The organism is Enterobacter cloacae complex sp. 2024EL-00711 (genome assembly GCF_047529885.1).
GTDB classification, from domain to species: Bacteria; Pseudomonadota; Gammaproteobacteria; order Enterobacterales; family Enterobacteriaceae; genus Enterobacter; species Enterobacter ludwigii.
The window spans coordinates 1-14,795 of record NZ_JBLIZC010000001.1 but is presented as its reverse complement, the minus strand read 5'-3'; the positions used below and the strand labels follow the sequence as shown (position 1 = coordinate 14,795).

The 14,795-nt window shown below is 49.7% G+C and carries 12 protein-coding genes; 4 read left to right on the top strand and 8 right to left on the bottom strand.

What is annotated here, in order from left to right:
- Position 1 precedes the first annotated feature (1 nt).
- From oppC to ACMVME_RS00045, 4 genes are all read right to left on the bottom strand, one after another.
- A complete protein-coding gene (gene oppC, locus ACMVME_RS00060; protein ID WP_044857337.1) occupies positions 2–910 on the bottom strand; it encodes an oligopeptide ABC transporter permease OppC in 909 nt (302 codons plus the stop codon).
- 14 nt (positions 911–924) lie between these two features.
- Complete coding sequence (oppB, locus tag ACMVME_RS00055) at positions 925–1,845, bottom strand: oligopeptide ABC transporter permease OppB (RefSeq protein ID WP_014170447.1); 921 nt, start codon at positions 1,843–1,845, stop codon at positions 925–927.
- Positions 1,846–1,928: 83 nt separating this feature from the next.
- On the bottom strand, positions 1,929–3,560 hold the full coding sequence (oppA, locus tag ACMVME_RS00050; protein WP_020882381.1) for an oligopeptide ABC transporter substrate-binding protein OppA: 1,632 nt from the start codon (positions 3,558–3,560) through the stop codon (positions 1,929–1,931).
- 772 nt (positions 3,561–4,332) lie between these two features.
- The gene (locus tag ACMVME_RS00045) at positions 4,333–4,980 is read right to left on the bottom strand and encodes a YchE family NAAT transporter (RefSeq protein ID WP_014170449.1); all 648 of its coding nucleotides are present in this window, start codon (positions 4,978–4,980) and stop codon (positions 4,333–4,335) included.
- 479 nt (positions 4,981–5,459) lie between these two features.
- Between ACMVME_RS00045 and adhE the strand changes: the two genes are divergently transcribed.
- Positions 5,460–8,138 carry a bifunctional acetaldehyde-CoA/alcohol dehydrogenase gene (adhE, locus tag ACMVME_RS00040; protein ID WP_025203929.1) on the top strand — a complete coding sequence of 893 codons (2,679 nt, stop codon included), beginning with the start codon at positions 5,460–5,462 and terminating at the stop codon, positions 8,136–8,138.
- Between the two features lie 65 nt (positions 8,139–8,203).
- Here adhE and tdk read toward each other — a convergent pair whose 3' ends face one another.
- Positions 8,204–8,818 carry a thymidine kinase gene (gene tdk / locus ACMVME_RS00035; protein WP_032669745.1) on the bottom strand — a complete coding sequence of 205 codons (615 nt, stop codon included), beginning with the start codon at positions 8,816–8,818 and terminating at the stop codon, positions 8,204–8,206.
- A 549-nt stretch (positions 8,819–9,367) separates the two neighbouring features.
- On the opposite strand from tdk, the gene hns reads away from it, so the two are divergent.
- Positions 9,368–9,781 (top strand): histone-like nucleoid-structuring protein H-NS, encoded by a 414-nt coding sequence (hns, locus tag ACMVME_RS00030; RefSeq protein ID WP_008502781.1) that lies wholly within the window; start codon positions 9,368–9,370, stop codon positions 9,779–9,781.
- A gap of 200 nt (positions 9,782–9,981) precedes the next feature.
- On the opposite strand, the gene galU is transcribed toward hns, so the two are convergent.
- The 3 genes from galU to rssA all read right to left on the bottom strand — a co-directional run bounded on the left by galU (position 9,982) and on the right by rssA (position 13,098).
- Positions 9,982–10,890 (bottom strand): UTP--glucose-1-phosphate uridylyltransferase GalU, encoded by a 909-nt coding sequence (gene galU / locus ACMVME_RS00025; RefSeq protein ID WP_014170452.1) that lies wholly within the window; start codon positions 10,888–10,890, stop codon positions 9,982–9,984.
- Between the two features lie 200 nt (positions 10,891–11,090).
- Positions 11,091–12,104 (bottom strand): two-component system response regulator RssB, encoded by a 1,014-nt coding sequence (rssB, locus tag ACMVME_RS00020; protein ID WP_014170453.1) that lies wholly within the window; start codon positions 12,102–12,104, stop codon positions 11,091–11,093.
- 91 nt (positions 12,105–12,195) lie between these two features.
- Complete coding sequence (gene rssA, locus ACMVME_RS00015) at positions 12,196–13,098, bottom strand: patatin-like phospholipase RssA (RefSeq protein WP_032669742.1); 903 nt, start codon at positions 13,096–13,098, stop codon at positions 12,196–12,198.
- A 114-nt stretch (positions 13,099–13,212) separates the two neighbouring features.
- Between rssA and ACMVME_RS00010 the strand changes: the two genes are divergently transcribed.
- Positions 13,213–13,671, top strand: coding sequence for a YchJ family protein (locus tag ACMVME_RS00010; protein WP_025203926.1), 459 nt, complete (start codon positions 13,213–13,215; stop codon positions 13,669–13,671).
- A gap of 48 nt (positions 13,672–13,719) precedes the next feature.
- On the top strand, positions 13,720–14,562 hold the full coding sequence (gene purU, locus ACMVME_RS00005) for a formyltetrahydrofolate deformylase (RefSeq protein WP_014170456.1): 843 nt from the start codon (positions 13,720–13,722) through the stop codon (positions 14,560–14,562).
- Positions 14,563–14,795 lie beyond the last annotated feature (233 nt).

Sequence of the window (14,795 nt, the reverse complement as noted above, 5' to 3'; positions counted from 1 at the left end):
CTTAACGGTCTTTCGGGTCGAGGGCATCACGCAGGCCATCGCCGATAAAGTTGAAACAAAACAGGGTGACGACCAGGAAGCCCGCCGGGTACAGAAGCAACCACGGTGAGACTTCCATTGAGTTTGCACCATCACTCAGAAGCGCGCCCCAGCTGCTCAGTGGCTCTTGTGTACCCAGACCCAGGAAGCTCAGGAAAGATTCAAACAGGATCATGCTTGGTACCAGCAGCGAGGCATATACCACCACCACGCCGAGCACGTTAGGAACGATATGGCGAACCACAATATTACCGGTGGTGACACCGCCCACCTGCGCCGCTTCGATAAACTCTTTACGCTTAAGACTCAGCGTCTGACCACGAACGATTCGCGCCATATCCAGCCAGGACACCATCCCGATTGCCACGAAGATCAACAGGATATTCTGGCCAAAGAAGGTCACCAGCAGGATAACGAAGAACATGAACGGGAAGGAGTTTAAGATTTCCAGCATACGCATCATGACGGAGTCCACTTTACCGCCAAGGTAGCCTGAGAGTGAGCCGTAAAGCGTACCCACGATCACCGCCACCAGGGCGGCAGCAATACCGACCATCAGCGAAATGCGGCCACCGATAGCGACACGCACCAGCAGGTCGCGCCCTGAGGAATCCGTACCAAAATAGTGCCCGGACGTCATATCGGGTGCGCTGGACATCATGCCCCAGTCGGTGTCGAAATAGGTAAATTGCGACAGAATCGGCGCCAGGGTGACAAACAGCGCGATGAGCACCAGAACAACCAGGCTGGCGACCGCGGCGCGGTTATGCATAAAGCGACGACGGGCGTCTTGCCAGAGGCTACGACCTTCTACTTCCAGTTTTTCACTGAAGTTTTCCAGCGCCTCGCTGTTTTTCTTACTCAACATCATGGCGTGCTCCAGTATCAGTAACGGATTTTCGGGTCGATAACGGCATACAGCACATCGACGATAGCGTTAAACAAAATGGTCAGTGCGCCGACGAGGATTGTCAGGCTCAGTACCAGTGAATAGTCGCGGTTCAGCGCGCCATTAACGAACAGTTGACCAATGCCCGGCAGACCGTAGATGGTTTCGATAACCATTGAGCCGGTGATGATCCCAACGAATGCCGGCCCCAGGTAGGAGAGCACGGGCAGGAGCGCAGGCTTGAGTGCATGGCGGAATATAATCCGGCGCATCGGCAGCCCTTTCGCACGCGCGGTGCGGATGAAGTTCGAGTGCAGGACTTCAATCATGGAACCGCGGGTGATACGCGCGATACTGGCGATATAAGCCAGGGAAAGAGCCACCATTGGCAAAATCATGAACTTCAGCGCCCCACCGTTCCAGCCGCCCCCGGGCAGCCATTTCAGCGTAATGGCAAATATCATCACCAGTAATGGCGCGACAACGAAGCTGGGTATAACCACCCCGGTCATCGCCACCCCCATTACGGTATAATCCCATTTGGTATTTTGTTTGAGCGCGGCAATAACGCCCGCGGTGACACCGAGAACGACGGCAAGGATGAATGCCGCAGCACCCAGTTTCGCGGAGACAGGGAAGCTGGACGCCACCAGGTCGTTAACGGAATAGTCTTTGTATTTGAATGACGGTCCAAAATCACCGTGCGCCAGTTGCTTCAGATAGTTGAAGTACTGCGTGGAGATAGGATCGTTTAAGTGATACTTCGCTTCGATATTGGCCATCACTTCCGGTGGCAGCGTACGTTCACCGGTAAATGGACTTCCCGGCGCGAGACGCATCATAAAGAAGGAAATCGTAATTAGAATAAATAACGTTGGTATCGCTTCTAAGCAGCGACGCAGGATAAATTTCAACATTGCCCGTACCTTCTGGCGTGTGCCTGATGAATGTTACAAAGTAGACACAGTGGGGCAAGCCAGGCCTGCCCCACGTATTGCCATTAATGCTTGATAATATAAAGATTCTTAACGGAAATATTATCCAACGGGTCTTTACCGGTATAACCCCCTACCCACGGTTTCACCAGGCGGGCGTTAACGTAGTAATAGACCGGTACGATTGCAGAGTCTTTATCGAGCTGCTCTTCTGATTTCGCGTACAGATCAGCGCGCTGCGCATCGTCTGTGACTTTCAGCGTATCAGTAATGATCTTATCGAATGCCGGGCTCTTATAGTGCGCGGTGTTATTCGAACTGTCGCTCAGCATGGTGTTCAGGAAGGATGTTGGTTCGTTATAGTCCGCACACCAGCCGGCACGCGCCACGTCGAACGTCCCCTGATGACGGGTATCCAGGAAGGTTTTCCACTCCTGGTTTTCCAGCTTCACGTTCACGCCCAGGTTTTTCTTCCAGATAGACGCGACGGCGATAGCCAGTTTTTTATGCAGGTCAGACGTGTTGTACAGCAGGTTAAACGTCAGCGGCTTGTCAGCGGTATAACCGGCTTCAGCCAGCAGTTTTTTCGCTTCTTCGTTACGTTTTTCCTGTGACCACTTGAACCACTCAGGCTCAACCAGTTTCATACCGTCGGTATAAGGAGGGGTATAGCTGTATGCCGGCAGGTCGCCCTGGTTTTTCACTTTGTTCACGATAATATCGCGATCCAGTGCCAGCTTCAGCGCTGTACGCACGCGCACATCGGTGAAAGGTGCTTTCTGGTTGTTGATTTCGTAGTAGTAAGTGCAGAGATACGGATCAACATGCACTTCTTTCGGGATCTCTTTTTTCAGCTTCTGGAACAGTTCAATCGGCATGTTGTTATAGGTCATGTCGATTTCGCCGCTGCGGTAACGGTTAACGTCAGTGACTTCCGAAGAGATTGGCAGGTAGGTTACCTGATTGATGACGGTTTTCGCGTTATCCCAGTACTGCGGGTTACGCTCCAGAACCATACGTTCGTTGACCACCCAGTCTTTCAGTTTATATGCACCGTTGGTCACGATATTGGCAGGCTGGGTCCATTTTTCACCAAATTTTTCCACCGCAGATTTTGGTACCGGGGAAACGGACGGGTGAACCAGTAATTTGTAGAAGTACGGAACAGGCTCGCTCAACGTCACTTCAAAGGTATTGGCATCAATCGCTTTCACACCCAGGTCGGTGACCGGTTTTTTACCGGCGATGATGTCATCAATATTGGCGATGTGGCCATATTGCAGGTAGCTCGCATACGGAGAGGCGGTGGTTGGATTCGCCAGACGCTGCCAGCTATATACGAAATCTTCGGCGGTAACCGGCGTACCGTCGGACCATTTCGCATCTTTACGAAGATGGAAGGTCCAGACTTTGAAATCTTTATTTTCCCATTTTTCCGCCACACCCGGTGCCGGGTGGCCGTCTACGTCGGTCACCAGCAAGCCTTCGAACAGGTCGCGGTTGACGTTAGACTCCGGAACACCTTCAATTTTGTGCGGGTCAAGAGACTGAACTTCCGCACCGTTGTTACGAACCAGCGTCTGTTTCTCAGCCAGTTGAACGCCTGCAGGAACGTCCGCAGCCATTGCAGCGTTGCCCGCGATTAGCGCAGTTAAAATCCCCGCCGCTACCAGATTTTTTTTTGTGATGATGGACATTGTGTTGGTACTCCACTCATTATAATTACTGGCCTTCGCCAGCTGTGTAATCCCCTGTTGGGGCCTGTACAGCGCAGGAGTTTTTTTTGCTGCTGTCAGGTTCTTCTTTTTACTTCTTGCTATCACCGACTTTTTTATTACTGACCGCTCGTATGGCCGTCTTGCGTCGATTCTTCACAGGTCTCCCCTGTCTGAGGCCTGCGCTGGATATGTGAGAAGAGGACTATATGAAAATAATTCTCATCTGCTTGTTTTATGCTGCAAAATATTAGGCCGGAAAGTATCAAATGGCGTAAACGCGCGCCAATACATTTTGCAAATTTGTTAAGCAATTCTCTTTTACGGTGAGTACCGTATCTCGGGGGGCAGCCCTGCCTGACATCAAATACCGCATAAAAACATTGGTATTCAATATGATAGAGAAAACATTCTCTACAAGCGCGTCGCTGCGCTATCATCAAGTGGTTTTGTACAAAAATTTAACAACTGATTATTATTTAGCACATTCCTCTAGGGGAACGTTGAAATTACTAATATCATTTCGGTTATGACTCAGCAAGCCCCAGAGTATCATGTGAGTAAAATAACAGGTCGATTGAAGGTTTTATGCGCAGAGAGGCACGAGGTAAATTGATAACTTATTGAAATATAAGAAAAGCGGATTATTAGTAGAATTTATTATGATATGTGAGCATTTCAACTTTAGTTATATGATTTGCTGATAATCACGTAAAAAAACGGAGCCGCAGGCCCCGTTCTTTCATTTGAAATATTAGTGCAGTAAGCCGGGGAAAATGCTTTTAATACCGGTGACAATAAATTCGATGCCTAACGCCATCAACAACAGCCCCATGATACGCGTAATGACGTTGATGCCCGTTTGCCCCAGCCAGCGCACCAGCCAGGGTGCCATGCGGAAAACACCCCAACAACACAGTGCGAAGATAGCGATGGCGACAGAAAAGCCAATCAGGTGCATCAGGCTATGGTAACGTGTCCCCCAGACAATGGTGGAACTGATCGCACCAGGCCCTGCCATTAAAGGCAACGCAAGCGGGACCACGCCGATACTTTCGCGAATGGCGGTTTCTGATTTCTCCTGTTTGTTCTGCTTATCCTCACCTAGCTTACCGCTGATCATCGACATGGCAATGGTCACCACCAGGATGCCACCCGCGATGCGGAAAGAATCAATTGAAATGCCGAACAGCTGGAGAATGGCATCACCCAGGAAAAGCGAGGTGAGCAAGATAATGGCCACTGACAGGTTAGCGGTGAGGTTGGTTTTGTTCCTGGCCGCCGCCGTCTGGTAACTGGTCATACTAATGAAGACAGGGATGATCCCTACCGGGTTGACCAGGGCAAACAGACCAATAAAAAATTTAAAATACGTTGGAAAATCAAAGAGCGTTTGGATCACGTTTTGCTCCGCTTATGCACATGCCCGGGACTGACACTTTGTCATGAAAAATCGCGCTGAAGATACGCTTTTTATGAGCATACTTCACCAGAAATCTGTGCCTAAACGTTATCCTTTCAGGATGTTAAACAGATGTAGAATCAGTGATAGCATCACTTCCAATAGTTACTTAATTATTTAACACTGGAAATATCTACAATAAATAACCCTGCTGAAAGGTATCAGCTTGGGGAAAAATTGACGCAGATCATGATTTTCGTACTCAGAAGTGAGTAATCTTGATTACGCCCCCCAGGAAGGTCACCTGTCACAAAGGGATGATGTTAAGGTAAGGCTCTTTTAGTAAGTTAGCGCGCCAGAGCATAAAGTAACTCTTTGTTTTACTTTATCTAACGCAAGTCGTAGTGGCTCTGTCTATACTGTCAGACGTATCGAGCGCTGGTTTACTAAAAGAGTTTAAACATTATCAGGAGAGCATTATGGCTGTTACTAATATCGCTGAACTGAACGCACTCGTCGAGCGCGTGAAAAAAGCCCAGCGTGAATACGCCAATTTCACCCAAGAACAGGTTGATAAAATCTTCCGCGCGGCCGCTCTGGCTGCTGCAGATGCTCGAATCCCTCTCGCTAAAATGGCCGTTGCTGAATCCGGCATGGGTATCGTTGAAGATAAAGTGATCAAAAACCACTTTGCTTCAGAGTATATCTATAACGCCTATAAAGATGAGAAGACTTGCGGCGTCCTGGCTGAAGATCATACCTTCGGTACCATCACCATTGCTGAACCTATCGGTATTATTTGCGGTATCGTTCCAACGACTAACCCAACGTCTACTGCCATCTTCAAATCGCTGATCAGCCTGAAGACCCGTAACGCAATCATCTTCTCCCCTCACCCACGTGCTAAAGATGCCACCAACAAAGCAGCGGATATCGTGCTGCAGGCTGCTATCGCTGCGGGTGCGCCAAAAGATCTGATCGGCTGGATCGACCAACCGTCTGTTGAACTGTCTAACGCCCTGATGCACCACCCGGACATTAACCTGATCCTGGCAACCGGTGGTCCTGGCATGGTTAAAGCAGCATACAGCTCCGGTAAACCGGCTATCGGTGTAGGTGCGGGTAACACGCCTGTTGTTATCGACGAAACGGCCGATATTAAACGTGCTGTTGCATCTGTACTGATGTCTAAAACCTTCGACAACGGTGTTATCTGTGCGTCTGAACAGTCCGTTGTTGTTGTAGATTCCGTCTATGATGCGGTTCGCGAACGTTTCGCCAGCCACGGCGGCTACATGCTGCAGGGCAAAGAGCTGAAAGCCGTTCAGGATATCATTCTGAAAAACGGCGCGCTGAACGCCGCCATCGTTGGTCAGCCAGCCTATAAAATCGCTGAACTCGCCGGCTTTACCGTTCCGGCAACCACCAAGATTCTGATCGGCGAAGTTAAAGTTGTCGACGAAAGCGAACCGTTCGCTCACGAAAAACTCTCGCCTACGCTTGCTATGTACCGTGCGAAAGATTTCGAAGACGCGGTAGTAAAAGCGGAGAAACTGGTTGCAATGGGGGGTATCGGTCATACCTCTTGCCTGTACACCGACCAGGATAACCAGCCAGAGCGCGTTGCTCACTTCGGTCAGATGATGAAAACTGCGCGCATCCTGATTAACACCCCGGCTTCTCAGGGTGGTATCGGTGACCTGTACAACTTCAAACTCGCACCTTCCCTGACTCTGGGTTGTGGTTCCTGGGGTGGTAACTCCATCTCTGAAAACGTTGGTCCAAAACACCTGATCAACAAGAAAACCGTTGCTAAGCGAGCTGAAAACATGTTGTGGCACAAACTTCCGAAATCTATCTACTTCCGCCGTGGCTCTCTGCCAATCGCGCTGGATGAAGTGATTACTGATGGCCACAAACGTGCGCTCATCGTGACTGACCGTTTCCTGTTCAACAACGGCTACGCAGACCAGATCACGTCTGTTCTGAAAGCGGCTGGCGTTGAAACTGAAGTGTTCTTTGAAGTTGAAGCTGACCCAACCCTGACCGTAGTACGTAAAGGTGCTGAACTGGCGAACTCCTTCAAACCCGATGTGATCATCGCACTGGGTGGTGGTTCCCCAATGGACGCCGCGAAAATCATGTGGGTTATGTACGAGCACCCAGAAACACACTTCGAAGAACTGGCGCTGCGCTTTATGGACATCCGTAAACGTATCTACAAGTTCCCGAAAATGGGCGTAAAAGCGAAAATGATCGCCGTTACCACCACTTCCGGTACAGGTTCAGAAGTCACGCCATTTGCCGTTGTAACCGACGATGCAACCGGTCAGAAATACCCACTGGCTGACTACGCGCTGACGCCAGATATGGCTATCGTTGATGCCAACCTGGTCATGGAAATGCCGAAATCACTCTGTGCGTTCGGTGGTCTGGATGCCGTGACTCACGCCCTGGAAGCTTACGTTTCCGTACTGGCTTCTGAGTTCTCTGACGGCCAGGCTCTGCAGGCTCTGAAACTGCTGAAAGAAAACCTGCCAGCGTCTTATAATGAAGGGTCTAAAAACCCGGTTGCCCGTGAACGTGTTCACAGTGCAGCAACCATCGCCGGTATCGCGTTTGCTAACGCCTTCCTGGGTGTTTGCCACTCAATGGCACACAAACTGGGTTCACAGTTCCACATTCCTCACGGTCTGGCGAACGCCCTGTTGATCAGCAACGTTATCCGTTATAACGCGAACGACAACCCAACCAAGCAGACTGCTTTCAGCCAGTACGACCGTCCACAGGCACGTCGTCGTTACGCTGAAATCGCAGACCACCTGGGTCTGAGTGCACCGGGCGACCGTACTGCGGCGAAGATTGAGAAACTGCTGGCATGGCTGGAAAGCCTTAAAGCTGAGCTGGGTATTCCTAAATCTATCCGTGAAGCGGGCGTTCAGGAAGCTGACTTCCTCGCACATGTTGATAAGCTGTCTGAAGATGCATTCGATGACCAGTGTACCGGTGCCAACCCGCGCTACCCGCTGATCTCTGAGCTGAAACAGATCCTGCTGGATACCTTCTACGGTCGCGAGTTCAAAGAAAATGACACTGTTGCTGTGAAAGTCGACGCACCTGTCATTAAAGCTGACAAGAAAGCGAAGAAAAACGCGTAACTGACAGCCTGATAAAAAACCCGCTTCTGGCGGGTTTTTTTATGTCTGCATTTTACTGTGAAGGATTATTTGCGGTTGTCAGGCTGAAGCGCCGTCAGTGAGCCGACAATCAACGCTTCCTTATAATGCTTACGGCACACTGATACGTAGCGCTCATTGCCACCTATCACCACCTGCTCGCCATCAGCATAGGGTTTTCCGGCCTGGTCGAGGCGAAGCACCATGCTGGCTTTACGGCCGCAAAAACAGATGGTTTTAAGTTCAACGAGTTTATCCGACCACGCAAGTAAATACTGGCTGCCGGCAAATAGCTCACCACGAAAGTCAGTGCGCAACCCATAGCACAGAACGGGAATATCAAGCTCATCGACAACCTCTGAAAGCGCATGAACTTGCTCACGCGTCAGAAACTGGCTTTCATCAACCAGAACACAATGGATGGGCTGTGAAGCATGCGCTGCGCGGATATCCTCCAGCAGGTCAGTTTGCGGGTTAAACAGCCTCGCAGGCGATGAGAGGCCTATTCTGGAACTCACCTTCCCTGCACCAAAGCGGTCGTCAATTTCAGCCGTATAAACAACGGTACGCATCCCACGTTCCTGGTAATTGTATGAGGATTGCAGTAGCGCTGTCGATTTCCCGGCATTCATTGCCGAATAGTAGAAATAAAGTTGTGCCATTGGCCGTAAAACCCTAATCAATGTGTAATATTACCGATGATTCATTGTACCATATTTTGTCTGGTTATCAGCGATACGACGCACAGACTATGCGGTTCAGCGCGAGGTTTACCGCCGGCATTTTGCAAAAATAATCCGTTAAAACATGAAGTAAACGCATCCACCCCAGCCAATATGTTATAGGGTCAGCCAAACATAACACTTCATTTTATAGTGGAATCATCGTTCATTAAAATTCACTATTTATTAACTATTTCTGCCTTAACATACCCGGTGTAAACTAATACAAAAGGCTGATATTTATCCGCCGCAACTATAATTCCTGAGGCAAATGTCACAAAAAAAAGATGCAATCGACTGCGTTAAGCCACTTTACGTGATAACAAGCGAGACTGGCGGGTTATGAAATTTAAGTTAGCGTAATTAATAATAGCGGCAATATTCACTATTTTTTGAATTCCTTACATTCCCAGCTATTGCACAACTGAATTTATCGCTCTATTATTAGGACAACAAACCACCCCCCATTATAAGTTTGAGATTACTACAATGAGCGAAGCACTTAAAATTCTGAACAACATCCGTACTCTTCGTGCGCAGGCAAGAGAATGTACCCTCGAAACGCTTGAAGAAATGCTGGAAAAATTAGAAGTTGTAGTTAATGAACGTCGCGAAGAAGAAAGCGCTGCTGCTGCTGAAATCGAAGAGCGTACTCGTAAACTGCAGCAATATCGTGAAATGCTGATTGCTGATGGTATCGATCCAAATGAATTGCTGAACAGCATGGCTGCAGCTAAAACCGGTACCAAAGCAAAACGCGCTGCTCGTCCTGCTAAATATAGCTATGTTGACGAGAACGGCGAAACTAAAACCTGGACCGGCCAGGGTCGTACTCCTGCTGTTATCAAGAAAGCAATGGATGAGCAAGGTAAACAGCTGGATGACTTCCTGATCAAGGATTAATCATCTCGCTTCCAGAAAAATCCCGCGTAATGCGGGATTTTTTTTACCCGCAATTTACCGCAAACATCCCCTTACACTCTGTCATAAAGCGTTATTTGGCTATTTAGCTTGCCTTACAATCGGACGTGATGACGGTGTGTTATGGGCATAAAAAAACCGGTGGGCAGAGCCTCACCGGTTCAGATCAAATGAAGCCTGAGTTATTTCTTAATACCCGCGCTCTCTTTGAGCCAGGCTTTAAATTCTTCACCGAGCGTATTGTGGCGAATGCCATATTCTACAAACGCCTGCATATAACCGAGCTTATTACCGCAGTCATGGCTCTTACCTTTCATATGGTAAGCTTCAACGGTCTCTTTCTCGATCAGCATATCAATGGCATCGGTAAGCTGGATTTCATCACCCGCTCCTGGAGGCGTTTTCGCCAGCAGAGGCCAGATTTCAGCACTCAGGACATAACGACCTACAACCGCCAGATTAGAAGGCGCTACGTCGGCCTTAGGCTTCTCAACCACGCCAATCATCGGCACGCTCTCACCCGGTTCAAGGTTAACGCCTTTGCAGTCAACAACACCGTAAGCGGTAACATCATCCACAGGTTCAACCATGATCTGGCTGCTGCCTGTTTCATCGAAGCGTTTGATCATCTCAGCCAGATTGTCCTGAGAAAGATCTGATTCATATTCGTCCAGAATAACGTCAGGCAGGATCACCGCAACAGGCTCATCACCTACAACGGGATGCGCACACATGACTGCGTGGCCCAGACCTTTAGCCAGCCCCTGACGCACCTGCATAATGGTGACGTGTGGCGGGCAAATAGACTGAACTTCTTCCAGTAGCTGGCGCTTAACACGTTTTTCCAGCATGGCTTCGAGTTCAAAACTTGTATCGAAATGGTTTTCGATAGAGTTTTTTGATGAATGTGTAACCAGCACAATTTCAGTAATGCCGGCCGCGATACATTCGTTAACGACATACTGAATTAATGGCTTATCAACCAGAGGCAGCATCTCTTTAGGAATCGCCTTAGTTGCTGGTAACATCCTGGTCCCCAATCCCGCTACCGGGATGACGGCCTTTCTGACTTTCGAATTTAGGGCAGCCATTCAAATTCTCCTGAGCTGTTCAAGTTTTGAACTTTTATGCAATAAATAACGCGTTAAGTATATCAGCCTCATCCCGCAGTCCGGGTCTGAAAAGAACGCGTTGCCGATCAATTAGGACAAATACGCATGATTCCGGGCAGCGATAGTAGCACTCCCCGTAAATCACAGGTAAAGCAATCTTAAAATTAAGATCCAACTGCTTATTCCGTGGACAACATTAAGCGTAGCCGTCCCCCAGCACCCCAAATTTGGCACTGCCAGGAGGAACAGCGATGGCTAATTTGATTAAGATAAGCCGTACCCAATGTTCCAAGCGGGACACCGTTACTGACCTGAATATGATGTTCCCCGGTATTCAGCGAGGCATTAAGCCCCGCGGAAACGAGGATAAGATTTTTCAAACCGCTGTGGTAATAACCTACCAACAGCGGAAACTGTCCGGGTAAATTGGCCTGACGAAAAAGCTGGTTTACCTGTTTGAGTAAACTGCCTAACTCGGGAAGCCGCTGTCCCTGATGGGAGAGTTGTTCCTGCAGCAACCCGTTAAATAGCGCGCGAAGTAATAACGCGGCTAATACACCATTATCCCCTGCCCGGGTGACATCAAGACAATAAAATGCAAGGTCTGAATCCGATAATGGCGCAATATCGAGCACCAGCCCTGGCTGGTCAGCGGCCACCAGCTGACGATAATTCACACGACAGTGAGAAATATTTTGTTGTACCGGCGGTTGAAGTTCTTGCAACAGTTTCGCCGCCGCAGGGGGATTACTCACTAAGGCGTCCCAGTCCTGGAAAAGGCGTTCCTCTTCCTCAACCCGGGAATTAAACATATTTGGATAAAGACAGGCTAAGACGGTTTCACGAAGCCGGTTAAGATCTTTAACCGGTTTAAGCAGAATATCCTGAACCCCCAGACGCAAGGCTTTGGCTATATCCGCCATGTTCTCTGTGGCGGAAATCACCAGTATCGGCATCTGGTTGGCTTCATTGCGCAGATGTTCGACCAGCTTCAGTCCATTCATCCGTGGCATTTCAAGGTCACAAATCATCAGATCAGGCGTGATATTGACCATTTTTTCCAGCGCGTCGATGCCATCGTCAGCCAGTGAAGTGTTTGCCCCCAGTGATGATAACCACGAATCCAGTAGCGATCGGAAAACGGGCTCGTCTTCAACAATCAAAATGTGTTTTCCGGCCAATGGCTTCGTCATGGTTCCTCCCCTGGCTGACAGTAACTACATAGTGGCATGCTATCGGCACTGTCGCCTGTCAGATTTTGCTGAAGTAGTCAAAAAAAGGTGCTTAACGTGCTGTTCGCACAAAAGGCAGCAACTCATCTATTTTCTTTTCGACGGCTAACGAGCCCGCTGCGATGGCGGCCTCAGCCCGATGGAAATCAAGGGTAGAAATTTGCGGACAATACGGCTGAAGCAGAATATCCGGCGGGTCGCCAGCCATGCGGTTGCGCTTGAGGCGGTTCTCCAGGACCTGGATTGAGGTCGTCATAATTTCAATCGCCGTGGGTGCAGTTACCGCACGCCGGGCGGCCATGCGCCCGAGACGTCCGCGCAGACGCTCATGCCAGGCCAGTTTTTCGCCCTCGGCATCTTCACTCTGAAGATTGACTGGCATCAGGTCTTGTTGCATCAGATGAGCGTCGTGCTGTAAATCCACAGCAATAACGATATCGGCACCCATAGCGCGGGTCAGGGAAATGGGGACCGGGTTAACAACGCCTCCGTCGACAAGCCAGTAACCGTTGTGCGGAACAGGGGCCATTAAGCCCGGCATGCTGCAGGACGCGCGAACGGCAAGATGGATATCCCCTTCGGTAAGCCAGAGTTCGCGGCCGGTACTGAGGTTCGTCGCAACGGCACCGAAGGGTAACTGACAATGACTGAAGTCATCGAGAGGCATAATCTGACGGAACTGGTTAAAGACCCGTTCACCGCGCAGCAACCCACCGCGCTGCCACGAGAGATCCATCAGGCGCAATACGTCCCAGTAACTGAAGGAGCGTACCCAGGTTTCAAGTTCCGGAAGCTTTCCACACGCGTATGCGGACCCCACAAGCGATCCGATTGAACACCCTGCAACAATATCAACGTCAATGCCCATCTGCTTTAAGGCATTTATCACGCCGATGTGCGACCATCCCCGGGCTGCACCTGAGCCCAGCGCCAGTCCAATTTTAACCTTTCTCATTAGCCCTGTTTTACGTCCCCTGGATTCCTGACATAGCATCAACGCAACTGCTCAGTTAACATGGTGCTACCCGAAGCGTTTAACGCCCTTATTTTTTGTTCCAGGAAGAGAATCGTGTCTCAACTCTGCCCTTGTGGTAGCGCTCTGGAGTATAGCCTATGTTGCCAGCGATATCTGTCTGGCGATCAGGTTGCACCAGACCCGTCACACCTCATGCGTTCACGGTATACTGCTTTTGTGATCAAAGACGCAGACTACCTGATTAAAACCTGGCACCCGTCCTGCCACGCTGCCGATTTCAGACAGGATATTGAAGCCGGATTTGCTAATACCCAATGGCTCGGCCTTACCGTCTATGAATCGTCAACGGGAAGTGATGCTGATGAAGGTTATGTCAGCTTCGTTGCCCGCTTTATCGAACGCAATAAGCCCGGTGCCATTATCGAACGTTCCCGGTTCTTAAAGGAAAGCGGGCAATGGTATTATATTGACGGAACGCGCCCACAGTTTGGTCGTAACGATCCCTGCCCTTGTGGTTCAGGTAAAAAATTTAAAAAGTGTTGCGGGCAGTAATGCCTGACAACCCAGACTTCGCAAATACTCAAACAGGATTTCCCGGCGATGCAATCACTACAACGTAAAGTTCTGCGCACCATCTGTCCCGATCAAAAAGGGCTGATCGCACGAATTACCAACATTTGTTATAAGCATGAACTGAATATCGTGCAGAACAACGAGTTCGTTGACCACCGTACCGGACGCTTCTTTATGCGTACCGAACTCGAAGGGATTTTCAACGACACCACCCTGCTTGCCGATCTCGACAGCGCGCTGCCTGAAGGCTCTGTGCGTGAACTGACCCCCGCTGGCCGTCGTCGCGTTGTTATTCTTGTGACGAAAGAAGCCCACTGTCTTGGCGATCTGTTGATGAAAGCAAACTACGGTGGCCTCGATGTTGAAATCGCTGCCGTTATCGGTAACCACGAGACGCTGCGCACGCTGGTTGAACGTTTTGATATTCCGTTTGAGCTGGTCAGCCATGAAGGCCATACCCGTGAAGAACATGACAACCTGATGGCCAATGCTATCGAAGCGCATAACCCGGATTACGTGGTACTGGCGAAATACATGCGTGTGCTGACCCCATCTTTCGTGGCGCGTTTCCCGAACAAGATCATCAACATCCATCACTCATTCCTGCCAGCCTTTATCGGTGCACGTCCTTATCACCAGGCGTACGAACGCGGTGTGAAAATCATCGGCGCCACCGCGCACTACGTGAATGACAACCTGGACGAAGGCCCAATCATTATGCAGGACGTGATTCACGTGGATCACACCTATACCGCAGAAGATATGATGCGCGCCGGGCGTGACGTAGAGAAGAACGTACTCAGTCGTGCGCTTTATCAGGTGCTGGCGCAACGTGTGTTCGTTTACGGTAACAGAACGATTATTCTTTAATCGACAAGAAAATGAACTGGTTAGCTTTACAGCTTAACGCGTAAAATTCAGGCAACCAGTTTATTTTTATTGTGGTAACGCTTTACAGGGGCGTCTCATTTGATATGATGCGCCCCGCTTCCAGCAGGAAGCAGGCCAGTAAATAGCATTACCCCGTGGTGGGGTTCCCGAGCGGCCAAAGGGAGCAGACTGTAAATCTGCCGTCATCGACTTCGAAGGTTCGAATCCTTCCC